Annotated in this window: 18 protein-coding genes; 9 read left to right on the top strand and 9 right to left on the bottom strand. The window is 40.6% G+C overall.

Features of this window, described 5'->3' with window-relative positions; all coding sequences use genetic code 11:
- Positions 1-4 precede the first annotated feature (4 nt).
- Positions 5-271 (bottom strand): sigma-54 down-regulated protein, encoded by a 267-nt coding sequence (locus EHQ59_RS10680; protein ID WP_015676141.1) that lies wholly within the window; start codon positions 269-271, stop codon positions 5-7.
- 122 nt (positions 272-393) lie between these two features.
- Between EHQ59_RS10680 and mtnA the strand changes: the two genes are divergently transcribed.
- Positions 394-1,467, top strand: coding sequence for an S-methyl-5-thioribose-1-phosphate isomerase (gene mtnA / locus EHQ59_RS10675; protein ID WP_135619642.1), 1,074 nt, complete (start codon positions 394-396; stop codon positions 1,465-1,467).
- Positions 1,464-1,976: a peptide-methionine (S)-S-oxide reductase MsrA gene (gene msrA, locus EHQ59_RS10670; RefSeq protein WP_135619641.1), complete on the top strand. Its 513-nt coding sequence runs from the start codon at positions 1,464-1,466 to the stop codon at positions 1,974-1,976. Before mtnA ends, msrA begins: the two co-directional genes overlap by 4 nt.
- Before the next feature lie 213 nt (positions 1,977-2,189).
- Here the strand turns inward: msrA and EHQ59_RS10665 are convergent, their stop codons facing one another.
- The 4 genes from EHQ59_RS10665 to EHQ59_RS10650 are packed head-to-tail and all read right to left on the bottom strand — an operon-like array spanning position 2,190 to position 6,450.
- Positions 2,190-3,671, bottom strand: a complete 1,482-nt coding sequence (locus EHQ59_RS10665; RefSeq protein ID WP_135619640.1) for a DUF342 domain-containing protein — start codon at positions 3,669-3,671, stop codon at positions 2,190-2,192.
- Positions 3,672-3,723: 52 nt separating this feature from the next.
- The gene (locus tag EHQ59_RS10660; RefSeq protein ID WP_135619639.1) at positions 3,724-4,761 is read right to left on the bottom strand and encodes an alpha/beta hydrolase family protein; all 1,038 of its coding nucleotides are present in this window, start codon (positions 4,759-4,761) and stop codon (positions 3,724-3,726) included.
- Positions 4,762-4,767: 6 nt separating this feature from the next.
- On the bottom strand, positions 4,768-5,283 hold the full coding sequence (locus EHQ59_RS10655) for a chemotaxis protein CheX (protein WP_135619638.1): 516 nt from the start codon (positions 5,281-5,283) through the stop codon (positions 4,768-4,770).
- Positions 5,284-6,450: a hypothetical protein gene (locus tag EHQ59_RS10650; protein ID WP_135619637.1), complete on the bottom strand. Its 1,167-nt coding sequence runs from the start codon at positions 6,448-6,450 to the stop codon at positions 5,284-5,286. It lies immediately after the preceding gene.
- 77 nt (positions 6,451-6,527) lie between these two features.
- On the opposite strand from EHQ59_RS10650, the gene EHQ59_RS10645 reads away from it, so the two are divergent.
- The 5 genes from EHQ59_RS10645 (at position 6,528) to EHQ59_RS10625 (ending at position 11,728) form a co-directional block, all read left to right on the top strand.
- Positions 6,528-7,268, top strand: a complete 741-nt coding sequence (locus tag EHQ59_RS10645; RefSeq protein WP_135619636.1) for a class I SAM-dependent DNA methyltransferase — start codon at positions 6,528-6,530, stop codon at positions 7,266-7,268.
- Positions 7,269-7,311: 43 nt separating this feature from the next.
- Entirely contained in the window at positions 7,312-8,739 is a 1,428-nt protein-coding gene (gene lpdA, locus EHQ59_RS10640; protein ID WP_135619635.1) for a dihydrolipoyl dehydrogenase, read from the top strand.
- A gap of 21 nt (positions 8,740-8,760) precedes the next feature.
- Positions 8,761-9,570, top strand: a complete 810-nt coding sequence (locus EHQ59_RS10635) for a YqjF family protein (protein WP_244245492.1) — start codon at positions 8,761-8,763, stop codon at positions 9,568-9,570.
- A 225-nt stretch (positions 9,571-9,795) separates the two neighbouring features.
- A complete protein-coding gene (locus EHQ59_RS10630; protein ID WP_135619634.1) occupies positions 9,796-10,449 on the top strand; it encodes a hypothetical protein in 654 nt (217 codons plus the stop codon).
- 373 nt (positions 10,450-10,822) lie between these two features.
- The gene (locus EHQ59_RS10625) at positions 10,823-11,728 is read left to right on the top strand and encodes an LEPBI_I2678 family protein (RefSeq protein WP_135619633.1); all 906 of its coding nucleotides are present in this window, start codon (positions 10,823-10,825) and stop codon (positions 11,726-11,728) included.
- Between the two features lie 184 nt (positions 11,729-11,912).
- Here the strand turns inward: EHQ59_RS10625 and len are convergent, their stop codons facing one another.
- From len to EHQ59_RS10610, 3 genes are all read right to left on the bottom strand, one after another.
- Positions 11,913-12,560 (bottom strand): Len family endostatin-like outer membrane lipoprotein, encoded by a 648-nt coding sequence (len, locus tag EHQ59_RS10620; RefSeq protein ID WP_135619632.1) that lies wholly within the window; start codon positions 12,558-12,560, stop codon positions 11,913-11,915.
- 9 nt (positions 12,561-12,569) lie between these two features.
- Positions 12,570-12,791, bottom strand: coding sequence for a hypothetical protein (locus EHQ59_RS10615; protein WP_135619631.1), 222 nt, complete (start codon positions 12,789-12,791; stop codon positions 12,570-12,572).
- A 62-nt stretch (positions 12,792-12,853) separates the two neighbouring features.
- Entirely contained in the window at positions 12,854-13,699 is an 846-nt protein-coding gene (locus EHQ59_RS10610; protein WP_135619630.1) for an alpha/beta fold hydrolase, read from the bottom strand.
- A 47-nt stretch (positions 13,700-13,746) separates the two neighbouring features.
- Between EHQ59_RS10610 and EHQ59_RS10605 the strand changes: the two genes are divergently transcribed.
- Both EHQ59_RS10605 and EHQ59_RS10600 read left to right on the top strand, forming a co-directional pair.
- Positions 13,747-14,136, top strand: a complete 390-nt coding sequence (locus tag EHQ59_RS10605) for a DMT family transporter (protein WP_100717614.1) — start codon at positions 13,747-13,749, stop codon at positions 14,134-14,136.
- 71 nt (positions 14,137-14,207) lie between these two features.
- Complete coding sequence (locus EHQ59_RS10600; protein WP_135620006.1) at positions 14,208-15,998, top strand: sulfatase; 1,791 nt, start codon at positions 14,208-14,210, stop codon at positions 15,996-15,998.
- 116 nt (positions 15,999-16,114) lie between these two features.
- On the opposite strand, the gene EHQ59_RS10595 is transcribed toward EHQ59_RS10600, so the two are convergent.
- Complete coding sequence (locus EHQ59_RS10595; protein WP_135619629.1) at positions 16,115-20,374, bottom strand: beta strand repeat-containing protein; 4,260 nt, start codon at positions 20,372-20,374, stop codon at positions 16,115-16,117.
- Positions 20,375-20,443: the final 69 nt, after the last annotated feature.

Genomic DNA, 20,443 nt, shown 5'->3' with positions numbered 1-20,443 from the left:
TGGATTATGCTTTTGATGTAACAGTTGCTACTTTCGCTTTTGCTTCAGCTACAACAGTGTTTGCTTTTCCAATGATGGTTTCTACTTGAGAAAGACCTTCTTGAACGTATTTTCTAAGGTTTACAGACACTTCGCTTTGGTCTTGAGCACCTTTCGCTGCTAAGTTTTGGAATTCTGTATTGATTGTAGAGAATGCTTTTTCAGCTTCTACTTTTGCAGTATTCACTGCGCCTAAGATAAAGTTTAATCCGTCTTTTACTTGTTGTTCCATTTTCATTTCCCCTTTTTCGGTTTCTAGATTGTGCAATGCACAACTCCTTTTTGTGCGCTGCACACGGATCCGTCAACCCGTTTTTTCATTTTTTTCCTGCATCGCACAAAAAAAATGGAAAGATGTCCCATCCGGAATTTTTACCCATCCAGTGGAAATCCACTCATCTCTCCCTTCTCGACCAAAGAGCCCTTCCCGGAAAAAAAGAATTTTTAGAAATTCACACAGTTGAAGATACGATTGTGGCAATTCGTGAAATGGCTATTAGGGGAGCCCCTGCCATTGCCATAACGGGAGTGTTTGGTCTTACTCTTGGGGCCAAATCAAAATCTGGGAAAACCAATTCAGAAGAAGTAGATACTCTCATCAAACAAGTGTTTGAGTCAAGGCCAACCGCTGTGAATTTGAGTTTTGCATTAAAAGAAGCAAAAAAAAGAATCGAAGGGAAAACTGATTGGGAATCCATCCAAAAAATTTGGGAATCCTTTGCATTAGAAATGATGGTGGAAGATTTAAAAGCCAATCAAACGTTAGGTGAAAATGGAGTTTCTCTTTTCCCGAAAGACCAATCTGAATTTCATATCATCACACATTGTAATACTGGTGCTCTTGCTACTGCTGGTCATGGCACAGCACTTGGTGTGATCCGTAGCCTTCGAGACCATGGAAAAAAAGTAGTTGTGTATGCTGACGAAACAAGGCCCTTCCTACAAGGATCAAGGCTTACTGCATTTGAGTTGATGGAAGATGGGATTGAGTGTTATATCATCTCAGACGGGATGTCTGGTTGGCTTATGAACCATAAAAAAATTGATGCTGTCCTTGTGGGTTGCGATCGGGTTGCTGCCAATGGCGACACTGCCAATAAAATTGGAACTTATAATTTGGCAATTGTCGCACAGGAACATAATGTTCCTTTTTATGTTTGTGGAACGAAAGACAGTTTTGACTTAAATCTCAAAACGGGAGACGAAATTCCGATTGAAATGCGTAAAGAATCAGAAGTGACACAATTTGATTTTCTCAAAACAAGTGAAGGAAAGTATTTATTGCCTGAAGGGAAAACGGCACCAATTGGTGCAAGGGCTCTAAATCCATCCTTTGACATCACAAAAGCCAAATTTATCAAAAACTTTATTACAGAATTTGGCTGTTTTGTACCAGGAGAGATTTCTAGTCGTCTAAAGAAAGTATGACGGAAAAAGCGATTTTAGGTGGTGGGTGTTTTTGGTGTACGGAAGCAGTATACCTTCGGATTCCTGGAGTCATTTCTGTTGTTTCGGGATATGCTGGTGGACAATCACCTAATCCTAGTTATAAGGAGATTTGCACTGGCACTACGGGACATGCCGAAGTGATTGAAATCGAATTCAATCCCGAGACAATTTCCTATTCCAAAATCCTGGAAATCTTTTGGGCATCTCATGATCCCACCACTCTGAACCGCCAAGGCAATGACGTGGGTACACAATATCGTTCCGTCATCTTTTATTTGAATGAAAAACAAAAGGAACTGGCTGTTGAATCCAAACGAAAACATGCATTTATGTTCCCCGATCCGATTGTGACGGAAATTTCTCCTGCACCAACGTTTTACCCCGCAGAAGACTACCACCAAAATTATTTTACCTTAAACCCACAAAATCCGTACTGCCATTATGTGATTTTTCCCAAATTGAAAAAGTTGGGTCTGAAGTTGAATTAACCAATCAAATCAAATCAGAGCAGAGCAAAACAAAACAAAACAAAACAAAACAAAACAAAACTGAACTGAACTGAATAGAATAGAATAGAATAGAATAGAATAGAATAGAATAGAATAGAATAGAATAAACCTTATTTCTATTCGAAACCGCTCTCCAATTGGGAGTGTTGTTTGGAATTATTGATTGGCGGCTAATGAGTATTAGTCGAAGATTCATTTGCCTTTGAAGGCGGTGAGCATTGCTTTGTCTTGGTTTGGAAAAAAGTTCATCACAAAGGCCGATTGGGCTTTTGTAATTTTTTCCACTTGTCGTCGATACTTAATCACAGCGCCAGGATGAGCTGTATTCCGAACCACAACTTTTACATTGTCTTGGTTGTAACGAGCGCCTTTGAGTTCTTCGATTTTTGATTTGAGAAGTTCAACCGTTTTGTTTTTTTTCTGGTAGGCATCAAAGATCTCTTTGAACTTTTCTTTACGTGCTTCATCAAGTTTGCCACGAGAACGTTGGACGACTTCTTTGATTTTTTGGATTTCTGGAACTAAAGCTTCCAGTTCTTTTTCCATATCAGAAAGACGAGAACTACCTTCTGTGAGCAGTCGGTCGTTTTTATAATGAAATCCTACTTCGACCACAGTATCCATTTGTGCGGAAGATCCTAAAGACGATACAGTAATCCCTTGGTAGGAAATAAGATCACTTCCAATGATGGAAGAGGATTCTCCCGTTAGGATGATGTTGCCTAAACAAAGGATTTTACTTCCTAAGATAAAGTTTTCGATGATACAATCACCATCAATTTCCAGGTTTGCATTTTCAATGAACTTGGCACGAAGGTCTCCTTTGATTCGGATGACACCTTTGCCTTTTGCCTTCACTCCACCTTTGACTTCTAAGTCTTCCCCGACGATGACATCAGAGGATTCCACATTTCCATCTAAATAAAGGGAACCTTGGCAATTGACAACGGCACCTTCTTCTATCGTACCTTTCACACGGATGGTACCTTCAAAATTGATATTTCCAGTTCCAAGACCTATGTTACTTTCGATGTTTAACTCAGGAGAAACAGTGAGAGATGTGTCGGTTGAAAAAACAACTCCACTGAGGGAAGCAAAGTATTCTTTTAATTGTCTACCTGGTTTTTCAGGATCATCAATGGTTTTCGGTAAAACATTTTTTCCTAAGGTAAGTCTTGGCCTGTCAATTGGGTTGGGATAAATAGGATTGCCTAAAACGTCAGTGCCTTGTTCACCAGCAATTCCTTCAAACAAGGTTGCCAATTTTTCACCTTCTTTGACGTGAACGTATTTATTGATATTCCGAAAATCTGCAGAACCGTCTTCTTTTAGGACAACTCTTTGTGCTCTTGGAAAATAGAATTTGATCCAACCACTTTCGCCTTGTTTGGCGGGAATCCCCTTTCCCACAACAAAGGTAAATTCTTCTTTTACTTTCTCTGGATCTTTTAGAATTTTTGCGATTTCTGCGGCCGCTTGGTCCACATCTTTCATCAAAATGCGGTCTCTATGAATGGTAGCGTTATCGAGTGCCTCAAAAATAAGAATATTGCTCATGGAACCACCTAACAGCCAAATCGGTTTGACCACCAAAGTCGCAGTGAGTCGATCCTCGGAAATTTGGATCTTGAGTCCCCGTTCCGGATTGAAGTCCGGTGCATTTTTTACGTCCATTCTGACAATAATATCGGCAGAATTCTTAGGAGAAACGACAATTTCTGTAGTGTTATTGGTCGAGCCAATGCAGAAAATTTCCAAAAGTCTGGAGGAGGGCGGGTACCCCAAAAATCTGGGAATGGAGGGGGAGGCTATCTCCATGGGTGAGGGCAGTGGACGTCCTGTGGACATGGAGGATGCCTTTTTTCTGGAAAAGTCGGGCCAATTTCTCTGATTCTTCAGAAGAAATGACCGGGTCAGATTTTCCATGGAGGAGTGAGACAGGTCCACGTAAGGATTCAAGTTGGTAATAAGGGGACAGGTTTTCCGGCATCTTCTCCGGAACAGTGTTTAGAACTTGTTTTGCCAAACTGATTCGAAAGCTGCGATCGTTGTGGACTTGGTCAAAAAATTCTTTCGCAAGTTTTGAAGATTTGTTTAGGTAAAAATCGGCTTTGGCATTTTGGCCCGTTCGTTTGAGTCCATTGTCGAGGGCGGCTTCGTAATACACAATTTCAAGTTCCTCGGCAATGTTTGGTTCAAACCTGTGTAACATGTTGTATAAAATCACGTACACAGCGTACGGATCGACCTCATAGTTTGTGAACACAAAAGGAACTGCTTCAAAAAAATTACAATACCCGCCGATGAGCATACTCGATTTGATTTTGTTTCTGGTATTGGACCTGGAGGCCGCAATGATTCCCATTCCTGCTGAAAAACTAGCGGATAAATAACCTAAGTCTTCTCCATTGAACAGCTGTTTGTTTTCAAAAATTTCCAACATCAAATTTTGAATATTAGTGATGGTTTGTTCTTCTATTTTTAAACCTTTCACTTCGGGAAGTTCCGGTAAAATGACACTATGACCAGTGTTTGCAATGTTCTCCGCTAAGTGAACTATCCTTTGGTCATCAATTCCCATGGCACTCATTCCATGTTGGATGTAAACTCCTGGTAAGGATTTTGGATCTCTATCTTGTGGATAAAATAACAAACTGCGACGGCCTGTTTCAGATAAAATGAATTCTTTACGTATGAGAGATTTTTTTTGTTTGATTCCGGCATAACTCAAGATCAGAGGGAGTGCCAAAACATAAGGTTTCATTCGTCTTTAGTTTTGAGGAGTAGGGAATTTTTCCAACAATAAAATCAGATACAATCGCCCCATGTATTCGTCTCCACGGCGGTCTTTTAAGTTAAAGATCAGAATGTATTGGCGAAAGTGTTCAAGGGAAATGGGAACTAGTTTGTGGTTTAAATTCTCTGGTGGCAAAATATCAATTTCGTAACGACCGAGTAGCATTTCTGTAATTAAATTTCCTGCAATTTGGTTGGCAAATTCCATCATGATCGATGCCGAATGGGCTCTTGAAGTTGGATCAATTTGAAAGGCTTTTGCAATTTTAGGTAAAAGTTTGAGTTTTGTATAACCGTCGAGGGCTAAATACAGTTTCCCATTGATATCACCCACAAATTCTACAAGAGTACAGTTTTCAAAACAGAGTCCTTCATTTTTAGAGGGACCATAGGCTTCCCTCTCAGCAAACACAAGTAAGGTTTTATAAAAATGATCCGGTAATACTTGTGAAACCGTTAAAATGAATTTTTCATCAATGAGTGGATCCATTTAAGCTGCGTGGTAGAGGATACTCTCTTCCAATGAACTATATGCTTTTTTGATCCAACCATCAAATTTTAAATCTGGAATGAGTGGATTGGAATAACCGAGAGCCACTTCGGAAGGATATCCCAACTGGTCTAGTTCCTCAATGAACTGTTGAAAAAAGGAAGAGAAGGACTCAAGTCTTTCATTGGGAATAAGAGCTGCGTATAAGTCTTCTTCCAATTGGAAAAGACCGATGCCAAGGACGGTTTGTTTGATTCCCATATGATTGAGTCCAATGGCAAGTTCTGATTGGTAATTGGTATCGATGAATTTAAAAAGTACCAAAGTTTTCTTTTCGGAAGCTTCAAAACTAGCTTTTGCCATTTGGTAAAAATGAGATACCGTATATAGTTTGGTAAAAGGATGTCTTGTGACTTTGGCATATTCTCTTTTTGCCAAAATCTTTTCCGATAAATTAGTTGTTTCTTCCCAAAAATTTTGAATGTCTTCTTGTTCCCAACCCTCCTTTGAGGTAAAACATAAAAATCCAAACAGATTTGCATTGATCGTGAGAGGAACATATAACTTACGTTTGTTTTTGGAAATCACAGGGAGAGAGTCTCGAATTTGGTTTTCTTCCCATTCATTCCATTCGACTGGATTGTCGTCTGTTTCCACCAACATCTCTGATTTTTGCCAATAACATTCTTTGAAGTCTTTTCCATCAAAGTACACGTATTGGATGGAAGAGAGTTTGGGGCTTGTGAAAGAAAACGGAAACTCTTTCACGGTATCACAAAAGAGACTTCTCTCTAACAAACGAACTGATTCTCGTGCAAAAAAAACAGGATCCATTTTCCAAAGGATCTCTTTTGGTTTAGGTTCTTCTAGTTCTAAATTGGAAACATCCGTTGGAATCGGAAGATTCGTATCAAAAACAACTTCTGCAGTTGGATTTTCCTTTTGTTCCTTAGGAGCAACTCCATCGGTTGGGATTTCTTGGTCCTTTTGGGAAGATGGTTTTTCTGTAATATAGGGAAGGGACTGTAAATCCAAACTAAAAAGAAATAGTGTGAGAAGAAGGCATGAAACGACAAGAAGGGTGAAACTCACCCAAGAAAAATAAAAGAGGGTTTGTAGGGTCACACCAATGGCAAAAAAAATAATAGGAATTGTATATCGTTTCATGGTACCTTAGCCGTTACTCAATATAACGGGTAAAATGGGGATTCGCTAAACTGATTTTCCTTTTCCGCTAGGGGCAAATGAAACTCTATTCCGAATTAGCAGAATACTATTTTACCATTGAAGAACCCAGCCGTAAATTTTCGGAAGAGATCCTCTTCCTCAGAGAAACATTTAAGCGACATAAAATTTACACCGTCCTCGACATTGGTTGCGGAACTGGGGAACATATCAAAGAACTACAAGGGATGGGATTCAAACCCCACGGTGTGGATGGTTCTCCACGGATGTTAGAGATTGCCAAAGCTAGATTCCCACATTGTTCGTTTGAGACTGGGAAAATGGAGACTTACGTCGCCAAACAACCTGTTGATGCGGTCATTTGTTTGTATGGAACTTTTAATTACCTAGTGAATGATGATTTGGTACAAAATTTCCTACGAAATTGTTATAAAAACTTAAAACAAGCTGGGTTACTTGTTTTGGAAATTTGGAATGCTGATCCAATTCACCGTATCAAACGCAAACCCATCACCACTGTAAGCAATGTAAGACAAGGGACAACATCCATAAGAAGGAACCGCGGATTTCGGTTAACAAGAGCAGATGACATTGCCATCGTAGAAGTGAATTATGTTTATAATTTAAACCAAAAGGATTTAAAAGACAAACATACTATGCGTGTGTTTCATTTCCCACAAGTCAGGAATTTCTTAGACGAAAACAAATTTGATATCTTAAACGTGTATAGCAATTACGACGGAGAAAAGTACATCAAAACAGGCGCAAGGATGCTCATCGTCGCCAAAAAGAGGTCTTGACTTTCTTTTTTTAGTACGGTATCTCATTCTATCGGGAGAACGTATGTCCAATTCAAACCATTTCCAAGTGATCGTAATTGGAGGAGGGCCAGGTGGTTATGTCGCCGCTATTCGTGCAGCCCAACTCGGTTTACAAACATGTGTCGTTGAACGAGACAAACTCGGTGGAGTTTGTTTGAATTGGGGTTGTATTCCCACCAAAGCATTGTTAGAAAGTGCACATGTATTAGAACATCTCAAAGAAGCCTCAAAATTTGGAATCTCGGCAGACAATGTCAAAGCCGATTTTGAAGCCATCATCAAACGTTCAAGGTCCGTTGCAGACCAAATGGCAAAGGGTGTTGAGTTTCTTATGAAAAAAAACAAGGTCACTGTGGTAAACGGTGAAGCAAGTTTTACAAATGCCAAAACCATTGAAGTAAAATCAAATACTGGTGAAACTTCCACCCTTACGGCAGATTATTTTATATTGGCAGTGGGTGCTAAAAACAAATCCCTACCTTTTTTGCCTTTTGACGGTAAACGTGTGTTATCTGCTAGAGAAGCCATGGTGGAACCAAAGGCCATACCGAATTTAGCAATTATCGGAGCTGGTGCCATTGGTGTGGAGTTTGCCGATTTTTATGCGAGTATGGGATCAAAAGTCACTATCATTGAATACCAAGACCACCTGCTTCCCAATGAAGACAAAGAAATTTCAGGGGTACTCGAACGTAGTTTTAAAAAACGTGGGATCGAACAGTATTTGAGTTATGGTGTGGAGACAGCAACTGTTTCTGAGAAAGGCGTTGAACTCACGTTACTTGACAGAAATTCAGCTAAAAAAGAAAAATTAAACTTTGATAAGGTGATTGTAGGAGTGGGGATCACTCCAAATACAACTGCCATTGGCCTCGATGCGATTGGCGTGAAATTAAAAAATGGGTTTGTGGAATATGTTGGAAACTACAAATCCACCGTGGATCATATTTATGCGATCGGTGATTGTATTCCCACTCCATCGCTTGCCCATGTAGCAAGTGCCGAAGGGATTCGTGCAGCAGAAGACATCTCCATTCGTATGGGAAATCCGCACCACATCCAAATCCAACGATTGAATTATGCCTATATCCCTGGTTGTACGTACTGCCATCCAGAAGTGGCGAGTGTGGGTCTTAGTGAAGACAAAGCAAAAGCAATGGGACACGACATTAAGGTAGGTAAATTTCCGTTTACTGCGAGTGGACGTGCCCAAGCACAAGGGGATACAACGGGAATGGTAAAAATTGTGTCCGATGCCAAACATGGTGAAATTTTAGGAGCACATATCATTGGGCCTGGGGCAACTGAACTCATCGCAGAGCTAACATTAGGTGCCAATATGGAAATTACCGTGAGAGAACTTGCCAATACCATTCATGCTCACCCGACGTTAGCGGAAGGGATTATGGAAAGTGCTGCGGCTGTGCTTGGTGAGGCGATTAATATTTAGGAAACGAGACATGTAACGAAAATGGGAATCGACCCGCTTGTGATTTCCATTGCATCCCTCGTTACTTCGTTAAAAGTTTTGAATTTCAAATACATCCTAGCAATTGTTAGATCCCTTTTTCCTATGAAAGAACCGATCAAGACGATCTTACATACGGTTGACCACAGACCATGGTCCATTCCAAATCATTCCTGGTTTTGGTACCAAGAATGGAACGATGCAATTTTTTTGCATTACCAAGTGGATGGGAAACGGTTACGAGAACTTGTTCCTCGGCATTTGGAATTGGATCAGTTTGATGGAGAGCATTGGGTATCAGTGGTTGCCTTTACCATGGACAAAGTACATCCAAGGTTTACTTTCCCCATCGAATTCCTTTCCACGTTCCATGAAGTGAATCTACGTACCTATGTGACACGTGATGGCAAACCTGGTGTGTATTTCCTTAGTATCGAAGCAGAAAAAATCTTACCAACACTCTTTGCGAGGTTGGCTTCGGGGCTGCCTTATAAGCATTCTCCGATCTCTCGGACAAACAAAACTTACAGCGTTCACGGGAAACGTTGTGAGATCGGAATCGATTTTTTAACTAAAGACAAAATAGACTCTCCCACTCCCAAAGAACTTTGGCTTACGGAACGGTATTCTTTGTACAGAGGGAAAAACCCAGACGAAACAGCAATGGATGTACACCACAAACCTTGGGAATTGTTCCAAGTAGAATTTATGAAATTAAATCTTCGTTATGCGGCCTACGATGGGTTAGGCAATTTTGGAAATCCAAACGTATGCCATTATTCACCGGGAGTGCAGGTGCTTGCTTGGTTGTAGGGGTAATGGGAAGAGGATTCGTAAGCTACGTCCAGTTCCAAAATTCAAATTTTGGCTCAATGATTTTTCCCTAAGGTGCAATCAAAATAGAAATTCTATTGTTCAATACAAAGTAAGGAATACGAACCTGTGCAGCTCAAACCAGCACTAGAAAGTGATGAAGCACCTGTTTGCTGATGTAGAAAAGTATGAAAAAAAATAGAATGTCCAAGTAAACAATACCACATGAATTTGAAACTCTTCATTTCCTTTTCTCTCCTAACCCTTCTTCTGTTCCAATGTTCGACTTCCGATCCCAAAACGTTGGAAGCAGATGTGATGACAGACTCCAATTACGGATACTTTCGCTGGACCAATTCCATCCGAGATGGTTACGTAGTGGTAGAGACAAAGGTATTCCAAGATCCAAAGGAATGCCATGGGGAATACAATTGTTCAACGCAAGACCATTTCAACAAGTTTGCGAATCTCCGGCCGTCCGATCCTTCCTTTGCGATCCCTCTAAAACTAGGAGAGTATTATGCGATCACAAAACTTCGGTATGGTGATGTTTCCTTCTTCCGCTGCAAGAGAAGTGAACTAACAATTTATCATGGCTTTCAATTTAGAGAACCCTATGATCCAAAAAATCCAACGGTTCCTTACACTTCGAACACATGTGAATTTTTAAGGGAAGACAAAGTGGTTTGCCCTTCCATTCAGATGACGAATAAAAGTATTCAAGAAATCAAACTGTCAGAAGGTGAGACCAGAGGGAAATCAATATCGTTTCGGCATCTTTTGGAACCGAATATTCTATTATCCACAATCAGTTTGTTCTATTGTGGGCCGGTATTGAACAAGATAGATTTTATTACGGTTGAGGAGAGACGGTATTGAGAAGGGGGGAACGATGATCGGAACCACTTACGTCATGCAGTATCGAGCTGTTATACGTCTTGAGTCAGTCAATTTACTAGAATTTTTTATGAATTTAAATACATTATTGGTCAATTTCTCTGGATCAGAAATACACCAAAGTATACAATCTGTATCGATTAAATAATTTATTTCAAACTATGAGTATACGGTTTTCTTGACTTCATATCAATTTTATTTTGGCATCTTAAATCAAATTTTGAATCAAGTCGCATAACAGAATTTTAATTTTAACCCATCGCGATTCGTTAACAACTATCTGTATGAAAAACATTTGACTCATTTCTAAATTATGATTTTTTCAATAGTTTTAGTAGATAAGAGGTCTTCCAAAATGTTTCAAAAAGTATCAGTTCATTTAAGTTTGATTGCTTTCCTTTTTTCCCTTAACAACTGTGCTACAATGAGTGCTAGGGAAGATGGGTTGCAGGTAATTTTTGTCAAAGCGCCAGCCGATAGTCATATTTATTTAGATGGGGAGAAAATCGGGGAAACATTTGGTGCAAGTTTGATCGATTCACCCAAAAAAGATCCAAACAAACAATATAAGTTAAGAATCGAAAAGGATGGATTTGAACCGAAGGAGATTGAAGTTACCAAAGAAATACATATGTTGTTTGGATGGAATTTGATTTTCCTTGTTGGAGCTCCCATTGGGTTTGCAGTAGATTACTTTTCTGGATCTTATTTACACTACAATCGATGGGTTGAAGTGAATCTTGATCAAAAATCGAATTTTAAAGTGAATCTTAATAGTGAGAGTAATCGCAATTACGTTCAAAAAAGAGATGCAGATCAAAATTTACCAGTAACTGTGAAGTTTAATAAAGTTGAAAGTGTTTCCTACGAAAAAACAGATGCAAATGGGAATCCGATTCAAAATACTTCTTCAGGACAACAATGGCCAGGTGGCGAATATGGAGATGAAGCAAAATTATCGCAAGGGTATTATAAAATTTCTGGTTATTATCGAAGCAAAGATTATAATACTTCTCGAACAGCTTCCGTCACTCGAGTTGCAAAACTACCTGGCACAAAAGTATTGGCGATACCAGGGGGTGGAGTAGGTGCCATTTGCGGAGCGATGGATGAAAAAACAAATAGAACCACATTCTATTGGATACACCTACCTGATTTCATATCAAAAAAGTTAGGTGAATCTATATACATGCAATCATATTACATAGCGAAACACTGCGAACAAGTATTTGACTTAAAACAGTATTTAAGCCAATCATAGGCGACTGACCGAATTGCCTCTTCATCAATCGATATTGGATGGCGACGATACAAACCATCCAAACTTACCTTGAAGAGATACTTTTCCAAAATGTGAAAAGTTATTTTTACTAAAATTCTTACTACTTTCTAAACCAACAGGAGCCAAGTGGCATTCACCTGGCCCCTGTGTTTGTATTGGGAATCTACTGCTCTACACAAACAATTTTCTTCGCAATATTACATGTGTCAGTTGTTACTTCTACAAGCGATGTTGTACTCGCACCGACTACACCAGTGACTCCATTGATTCCAGCATTTGAGATCGTCCAGTTTGTGCAGTTATCACTACTATTTACTAAGTTTCCGCCAGTGATGGTCATACCCGTCCAAAAACGAGTCCCGTTATCACCGAGTGCAAAATTCATTTGCATCGTAGTGTTGGAATCACGAAAGATTCTGTTGGAAGTTGTTGTGGAACCAGTTGTATTCGAAGTGTCAGTGCTATTGGAATAAAAGGTATTCGCTTTTAACACCCAATCTGTATAAGTCAATGTTCCAGTAGGATTGCCTAAAACTTCTCTTACACCTGGAACAGAAACCATCGCTTTGTATGTTTTACCACTAACCTTATTGAGGTCACCATTGCAAACTGCATCAGCACCAACAATCCCTCCTGCTCCAATAAATCCACGAGGAGTATTTGCGGATAAAAAAATATGACACCTTGTGGTACAAGGAGCGGAGGTCGATTGTGCGAGGAGGATGACGGCGAGTAAGGTTGTTTCGTCGTTATTGTCTTTCGAAGTATTGCAAGCGCTTAGGAAAGCACTAGCAAAAACAAGGAATACCAAGGAATACCGTTAGATACATTTTGTTTGCCGTTTTTCATAAATCCCAAATTGGATCACTGTTTGGTGGTTAGCAAGAAAAAATTGGGTGGTGATTGGACGATCAGGCAAACCAATAGATGAAAATACAGCGGTCACCAAACGGGAAGGAACCCCCCGCGCCAGCGATAGAAGCGGAAATCCTTTTTGCGTAAGCAAAAAGATTGGAGCGGATAGCGCGGTCACATTTTCCATCAAATGAATCTCCACCAAAGGATTGTGAGGCGCCCTGCTCTTCCATCTTCAAGATATGTATCTTAATCTTCTTTCATATCCAAACATCGTTTCATCCAATTCCATGTTTCTTCTGGGCGTTCAAAAGGGAAAAAATGTGTGAAGCCTGGGAAGATGGTAACGTCCGACTTGGGGTGCACTTTTGTGAGAAGTTTTGCGTGTTTGGGGGAACAAACTTCGAATGTTTCGGGAATGGCGATGTGGTTTTCCGTTTTGATGCCATAGAAGTTTTTGAAGACATGGAAATGGGCATGGCCAAAAATTTTGGCTTCGACTCTTGGGTCACAACAGAGTTTGACTTCGTCTTCGTTGCCTGTTCGTAGGAAACAAGAATTAAGGTAATCCTCGAAGATGGAGGGTTCAAATTTAGCAAAAGCAGGGAACTTTCGAAATGACCGCCTAACAAGCTCTATGGATTTAAAATGAGTCCTTCTTTTTTTGGCACCTTTGGCAAGTGGGTTTTCTAAAAATTTGGAAAGTAGGATGAGTTTCCAACCAAGGATGACGGGATCCATCGCTAATACTTTTGTAAATCGTTCGGGTGCTTTTTTGGCAGCAAGCAGAGATGAGGCTCCGCCAAGAGAGTGGCCAATGATGGTGACATTGGAAAGTGATTCGTGGTCGAGGAGCGAAAGGATTTGGTCCCGGAACACATTCCAATTTTTGAATTGCAAAGTGAATTCGGAACGACCATGCCCAATGAAGTCGGGTGCAATCACTCGGTAGTGTTTTTTTAAACGTTCAAAATAATACTGGTAACAACCGGAACTATAGCCATTGGCATGACAAAAGATTAGGGTGGGGCCTGGTGTTTCTGAATCTAAGTAAGCACATTCCCAATTTTTATAGCGAAAGGATTTTGGTTTCATTTTCTATTTGACCCTTCTCGATTTGCATCGGAATTTGTCTCTATCCCATGCAATTCCAAGTCATCCTCTTCTTCTGTATAGCTGTATTCTTCAATGCATTGGCGAATATTTTAATCAAAACTTCTTCTATGCAGGACAAACAGGTCACACCAGGGGAAGGGTTTTGGAATCTTGTGTTCACCGTATTCAATCCTTATTTCATTGCAGGCCTTGCTAGTTTCGGATTGGCGTTGTTAGGTTATCGATATGTGCTTGGTAAGGGATTGAAGTTATCTTTAGCGTATCCCGTTTTTACTTCCAGTGGATTTATCATTGTTCTCATTGCATCTGCTATTTTTTTTAAGGAACGTTTGAATTTTACTCAGTGGCTCGGGATTTCTTTTATTTTAGTGGGTGTTTGGCTCACCGCTTTACAGATGTTTGACGTTAACTCTTGAGATCTATTTTTTTTCCTTGTTCACGATTTCTTGGATTTTTTTCTTTCTCTAAACTATTCTTATTTTTACAAATCTTCAGTTTTTTATTCCTGGTTTCTTTTTTTTCAGATTGTAAAAAAGAAACTGCCGTTTCGGAGTTGGGGGAGTCTCTCGGAAGAGATGGAAACCAAATCCCCTCACAAAGAAAACCAAATGTCATTTGGATTGTGATTGATAGCCTTCGGGGTGATATCATTGGGCAATATAATGTGACACCTAACTTAGATTTGTTTGCAAAAGAAGGGATTCAATTTGAATCTCATCTTGTGAATGCAGCATGGACTCGGCCATCCACTCTCGTATTTTTTACAGGAAAATATGCATCTGCCAACCCTGTGAATTTTTGGGATTATCCTACGACAAAATCGGAAGTGGATGCCTTTTATCGTTCTGAAAAAAAACCATTGCCCAAGGTTTTGAAAGAATCTTTGTACCAAACGGTGATGGTGGGGAATAATCCATTTTTGACCGATAAATATGGGTTAGGTGTGGATGTTGGGTTTGATTCCTTGTATGATTTTTCCAATTACAGTGAAGATACCAAAAAAATTACAAAAAAAACATTGGAAGTTTTAGAAGAGATTTCTTCCAAAAAAAGTCCTTTCTTTTTGTTTTTAAATTATAATGACCCACATAAACCGTATACACCTCCACCTGGGTTCACGAGTCGTATTAAAACAAATGAGATTTTAGACGAACGGAAATTTAACTATTTGGGGGAAGTGGCTTTTGTGGATGAAGAGTTGGGGAAGGTGTTTGCCGAACTCAAAACCAAAAACCTATGGGACAACTCACTCATCCTCATCACAGCTGATCATGGAGAAGTGATGCATGCCTCTCATGCGATCTCGCCTTTTACAGGAACCAATACTTACTATGGGCATGGACAAGATTTATTTTTGGAAAATATCCATGTGCCACTTCTTGTCAAACTTCCCTTATCCCAAAAACAAAAAACGGTGAATTCGATGACAAGGTCTATTGATTTATACCCAACCGTCCTTGATTATGTGGGACTTCCCATTCCCAAATCCATCCATGGTTTGTCACTTCGTCCGATCATCGAAGGGACAGAAACCACCAAACGAACGTACTATGGCGAAACTCGGTTTACCCAAGGGTATGGGGAAGGAAAAGAATTTTTATTACAAAGGTCTTACCGTTTTCATGAATTGGGAAAGTTTTGGCAAGGATCTGTGGGAAATGAGTTTTATCTCTACTTTGATACAACAAATGACCCCAATCAAATTAATCCCATTCGTATCAACCAAATGGCAAATATCGCCGAACTCAAGTTAGAGGAAAGATTGGAAAAAAGAATCCAAAGGTTTTGGAAACAAATTCGTGCGATGGAACCAAAACTTCCATTGTACCACCTTTGGATTCGGCCAAGTCATTCTGAAGGAAATACAGAAATACAAATCAAAGTGCAAAGTGGGATCCTTCGATTGGCAAAATTTCCAAGTTCGGTTACGGTGGAAGAAAAGGGAAGGGTCGTAAACATTCAAACTAAGGATACACAACCCTTCCAAATCAGTTTTGAAGTGTATCCCGATGTGAGTTTTCCTGAGTTTCAAGTATGGTTTGGAAAAAAACAAGTTCCGAAATCGGAAATTCATATTGGATACTTTGGTGTAAGTATGGCCGCTTGTACAAAAGACTGTGATTTGTTATATGAATCGCAATCCATTCGTCCAATCATTCATCCCGAAACCAAGGTCCATTTTTGGAAGGAAGGTGGGCAGAAAAAATCTTACGAAACAAAACAAGAATTAGGGACTGATGCATTGGACATTCTAAAAAAACAAGGGTATGTGCAATAATTGATCCAATGACCACAAAAGAATGGATCTTGATGATTCACTAGATATCGGGTTAACGTTACCCTACTTTATCAATCTTTGTGGTCGATGTCGGTAACAACAGTTAGTAAAATCTTTTAATCATTGTCCTGGTTTGTGACAGATAGACTTGGCAAAGTTTCTCCATTGAATCCGGATCCACCTCCTGTGAACGATCCAAATAAAATCGAATAGATTACATTCCCATCCACCAAACCATCATTAGCACCGGTGATCACAAAGTTTTGAAAGGTATTCCAATCACTTGAAGTAAAAGTCAAACTCGAAAGAGAGGTTGTTCCTTCGGCAACATTCGAACTCGATACACCAATGGTGGCATTGGAAGAGGGTCTTGCTCGCATGCGCACTTGGAACCGGGATTGCCCACCAGATTCCGTCGTGATTAAGTTAGGTGAAGTGACAAGTCCTCCTTGGGCATTCGGAGATGTTCCGCAAGCCGCCATAGGATTAGGATCTGTGCAAGGGATGATGTCGTAAATATGATAGAGATGCACACCAGGAATCGAAGAAGGGGTAAGGGCACTATAAATCATCGAAGGCGAAAATCCTGTTCCTGATTCACTGGATGTGATTTGGGGAGTGATGTTATAATTTACATCCAAAACATCTGCCGTGTCCTGCCCAAGGATTGTGACAAGTTGTCCTGTTCCAAAATTGGAAGGAGTGAAGGTAAGTGGTGCCGTCGGAAATTGGACAAGTCCACCTGGGGTTGTTGCAAAATTGATGGTGACATCCGCTGTGGGTTGTGAGTTCAGATGGATATAAAATTCAGAACTTGCCCCTGATTGGGATGTGATGACTGATGTTGGTGTAAATCCAGAAGTGGTGATTCCTGCTGAGTCATTGTCGTTTAACGTAAGTTCGGGGTAGTTTGCCGCTGGATAAGGATTCACGTTATTATAAAATCCATCACTTGAGGAAAGAACACCGATAATGATAGGACAAGAGACATTTCCATCATCCACAGAATCATCAAACGGTGTCACCGTGATTGTATTATGGACACCAATGGCATTCCAATTGGCACTTGTGATGGTCACTGTATTTGTGGAGAGGGAAAATTGAGAAACCGTTGGTCCCGTAAATAACGTACAAGGAAAACTAGAAGAAACTGATATGGGAATGGTCACATCATCTGTTGGTGTTTGGCTGAGTAAGATATAGATGGAAAAGGAGCCTGCATTTTCCGCACGCACCATTGTTTGCGGTGTGATGACAGTCACTGGATTTTCCGAAACACTATAATTCACAAGGTTTGCCGAAGTTCCCGTGCTAGCCAAAAAACTATCATACCAGGAAGGAAAGGATCCTGTTTCGGTTCCTGAAACAGTGATCGAATAATTTACATTTCCATCACTGACGGCATCCGAGATGCCAATGATTTCAACAGGAACGGAAGTACTCCAATTGGCATCAGTGAATACATATTGTTTGGAGCTAACGGGTGTTCCTCCGTCGTTAATCATTCCTTCTGTGTTATCAGAAGTAGTTAAGGTGACTGAGACAGAATTTCCTGGAATAGGCCTGCTACCAAGTCGCAAACTATAAAAGGTAGAAAATCCCGATTCCGTTGTGAAGTATGGTTGGCCTGTATCTAAGGTAAAAAGAATTTTTGGGGAAGGGTTATCATTGTCTGTGATATTGATGGTAACATCACTGGGATTCATCCCTTCATAATCAGTTCCTGATCCGGAAATTGCACCTAACGTCAGTGTATGGGCCCTAGTGTTGGATTCATTGATGGCATCATTCACAATGGAAACTGTGACGGTTTGGGGTGAAGCATAATTGGTATGGGTAAAGGTAAAACTTGCAGGTGAAACTGTATACTGGGTGGAATCAGGTAAGGAAAAGGTTTCGGCTGTAATCGGAATGGTCACAGAACCACTGGCACAGTTTGCCAAATTACTTGGTGTATCACAAGGAGCTGCATTGAGTCGAACCGTAAATGTTCCGTCTGCATCCCCTTCGGTGAGATTGAGTGTGGTTGTGGAAATGGTAAATCCTTTTGTATCATTGTCAGTGATGGTGACCACCAAATTTCCGTTTGTATCTGTATAACCTGGGACCCCACCTGTAGGATAAAGTCCTGTAAAATAAGAACCGTTGGCTTGTGGGATATGGATGGTAACAGGTAGATCCCCATCATCAAAAGAATCGGCAACAGAACGAATGGTAATGGTTTGAGGCACATCCCATCCGCTTTCACTCGTTGTACCTGAATAGGTGGCACCTTGTGCATTGGTGGGTGTAAAAGTGAGTGTTCGTGATGCCGCAATACCCGATGTGCTATTCAGCAAAACTGCTTCTGTTCCATCAGATGAGGTTATGGGTCCAATGGTCACATTCGAATTTGGTTTTAGAGACAAACGAATTTCAAATGTGATGGTGGATGTTCCATTTTCCACAATCGAAGATGCCGAAAGGTTTTGGATTCGGACAAGGGGTTCATTACTATCTGTATTGATGGCTGTCACGGCAGGGATGGCAATCGAATTGTATTTGGGATCGGCTGAACTTGAGTTACTCAAGTTGATATTCACATTTTGGTCTCCATCATCCACACCATCTAACACAGAAGTAATGGTGACAGTTTGTGGTGTATTCCAATTGGCAGTGGTAAAGGATAGGGATGATGGTGAGACAGTGATTTCGGAAGGATTACTGGATGTGATGGAAGAAATATTGACTGTTTGTGTCGGTTGTGAATTCAAAACCACGGTAAAGGTTTCCGTAGCAGGTGTGCCATTTTCATGTACCACAAGTCCACCAACGGGAGTCACTGTGATTCCCGCAGTATCATCATCGGTGACAGAAATACTCACTTGCGATGGAGGAGCGATGGCGTTGTATACAGGATCTGCTGTTCCACCTGTATCCACAGATCCAAATTGTAAAGCCACAGTCCTTGTGTCTTCGTCGATGTCATTATTATTGGTTGTGATTTGGACGGTTTGGTCGATGTTCCAATTGGCATTTGTAAATACCAAATTATTTGGATTCACATTGGTGATGGTATTGTTTTCGTTAATTCCTGTTAGTGTGACAGTGAAACCAGGAGGTGGTTGGGAAGTAAGTCGGATGGTAAAATTTAAGATCCCTCCGTTTTCAGAAATGGTCAAACTACCTGGGGACGTGAGAACAAATCCTGGAACATCATCGTCGGTGTTTGTTACCGAAGGAAATACGGGTCCCGCCAAACCATTGTAATCTGTGTCGGTGGAAGTGGCCGCACTGGAAACAATGGAGACTGTCCTTGACCCATCCACGATGTACTCATCTACCCCCGTGACTGTGATGATTTTGGGAGTGAACCATTCGGATGGAGCGAAGGTGATGGAACTCGGACTTGCCGTAGCTTCTGTTCCGGGTGTGGCAACGATGGATGGAATTGTCACGTCATGAGTGGGAAGTGTATTTAAGACAACACCAAAGGAAACAGCACCACCTGCTTCTGTCGTAGTCAGTCCTGATAAATTCACAACAGTAAATCCAGCAACATCATCATCCACATTCGTTCCCGTAATGATGGGGATAGATTTACCCATGTATGCTGGGTCAAAGGAAATCGTAGGGTCGGCTGAGATTTGAAAGGTACTATCATCCACACTAAAGTCGTCAACACCCGTCACAGTTACGGATTGAGGCACATCCCAGTTGTTAGGTGTAAAGACAAGTTCAACCGATTCTACAGTTGCTTCAGTTGTGTCGTTCGAAATGAAATTGCGAATGTACACATCTTGCATAGGTCTTGTTTGTAAAACATAGAAAATTTGACCGGTTTCCCCTGTTTCGGATGTGAGAAGTCCAAACACAGGACTTGCGGCGACACCAGAAGATTCATTGTCCGTATTGACCACGGCCAAAACGGGTAAGGCTTGAGCAGAAAAACGAATGTCTGAGGTTAAAATGGTTCCTAATTGTACTCGGTAGTTTTGGTTTCCATCAAAAAGAAGGTCATCTACTCCCGCCAAACGAACTGTATGCGGCAAGTTCCAATCATCTGCTGTAAAATCGAGAAAGGTATCCGACAATAAGACCCCTTCTGTTGGATCTGAGATCGTGATGGGGCCTATTCTCACTGAACTGTTTGGTTCAATGTTCAAACGAAGTATGAATTCTGCTTGTCTTCCATTTTCACTCGTGAATAAAAAATTGGGAGCTTCGTAAATCACAGAACCTTGGCTGGCCGCGGAAACAAAAAACGAGCCGAACAAACGCGTTAGATTAACAGGAGTTACCGATTGGCAGGAGAAAAGAAAAGTGGTGAGGAAAAAAAGGACAAAAGAGAATCTAGGTAGAAATTTGATTTTGAATTGTCCTCTAATGAATCCCATTTAGGGTTCTCCCTTTCTATTTTACGAGAAAAAAGCCCAAAATCAGAAAAAAAATTCCAGGAAATGCAA

Source organism: Leptospira kemamanensis, assembly GCF_004769665.1.
In the GTDB taxonomy this organism is placed as follows: Bacteria; Spirochaetota; Leptospiria; order Leptospirales; family Leptospiraceae; genus Leptospira_A; species Leptospira_A kemamanensis.
This window is presented reverse-complemented; position numbering and strand designations above follow the sequence as displayed.

Excerpts from the sequence above, each read along its gene's own strand:
- msrA (WP_135619641.1), top strand. The coding sequence starts at position 1,464 with ATGACGGAAAAAGCGATTTTAGGTGGTGGGTGTTTTTGGTGTACGGAA.
- EHQ59_RS10665 (WP_135619640.1), bottom strand. The coding sequence starts at position 3,671 with ATGGACGTAAAAAATGCACCGGACTTCAATCCGGAACGGGGACTCAAG.
- EHQ59_RS10645 (WP_135619636.1), top strand. The coding sequence starts at position 6,528 with ATGAAACTCTATTCCGAATTAGCAGAATACTATTTTACCATTGAAGAA.
- EHQ59_RS10655 (WP_135619638.1), bottom strand. The coding sequence starts at position 5,283 with ATGGATCCACTCATTGATGAAAAATTCATTTTAACGGTTTCACAAGTA.
- EHQ59_RS10650 (WP_135619637.1), bottom strand. The coding sequence starts at position 6,450 with ATGAAACGATATACAATTCCTATTATTTTTTTTGCCATTGGTGTGACC.
- EHQ59_RS10595 (WP_135619629.1), bottom strand. The coding sequence starts at position 20,374 with ATGGGATTCATTAGAGGACAATTCAAAATCAAATTTCTACCTAGATTC.
- lpdA (WP_135619635.1), top strand. The coding sequence starts at position 7,312 with ATGTCCAATTCAAACCATTTCCAAGTGATCGTAATTGGAGGAGGGCCA.
- EHQ59_RS10635 (WP_244245492.1), top strand. The coding sequence starts at position 8,761 with ATGGGAATCGACCCGCTTGTGATTTCCATTGCATCCCTCGTTACTTCG.
- EHQ59_RS10610 (WP_135619630.1), bottom strand. The coding sequence starts at position 13,699 with ATGAAACCAAAATCCTTTCGCTATAAAAATTGGGAATGTGCTTACTTA.
- EHQ59_RS10615 (WP_135619631.1), bottom strand. The coding sequence starts at position 12,791 with ATGGAAAATGTGACCGCGCTATCCGCTCCAATCTTTTTGCTTACGCAA.
- EHQ59_RS10660 (WP_135619639.1), bottom strand. The coding sequence starts at position 4,761 with ATGAAACCTTATGTTTTGGCACTCCCTCTGATCTTGAGTTATGCCGGA.
- EHQ59_RS10605 (WP_100717614.1), top strand. The coding sequence starts at position 13,747 with ATGCAATTCCAAGTCATCCTCTTCTTCTGTATAGCTGTATTCTTCAAT.
- EHQ59_RS10630 (WP_135619634.1), top strand. The coding sequence starts at position 9,796 with ATGAATTTGAAACTCTTCATTTCCTTTTCTCTCCTAACCCTTCTTCTG.
- EHQ59_RS10680 (WP_015676141.1), bottom strand. The coding sequence starts at position 271 with ATGGAACAACAAGTAAAAGACGGATTAAACTTTATCTTAGGCGCAGTG.
- EHQ59_RS10625 (WP_135619633.1), top strand. The coding sequence starts at position 10,823 with ATGTTTCAAAAAGTATCAGTTCATTTAAGTTTGATTGCTTTCCTTTTT.
- mtnA (WP_135619642.1), top strand. The coding sequence starts at position 394 with ATGTCCCATCCGGAATTTTTACCCATCCAGTGGAAATCCACTCATCTC.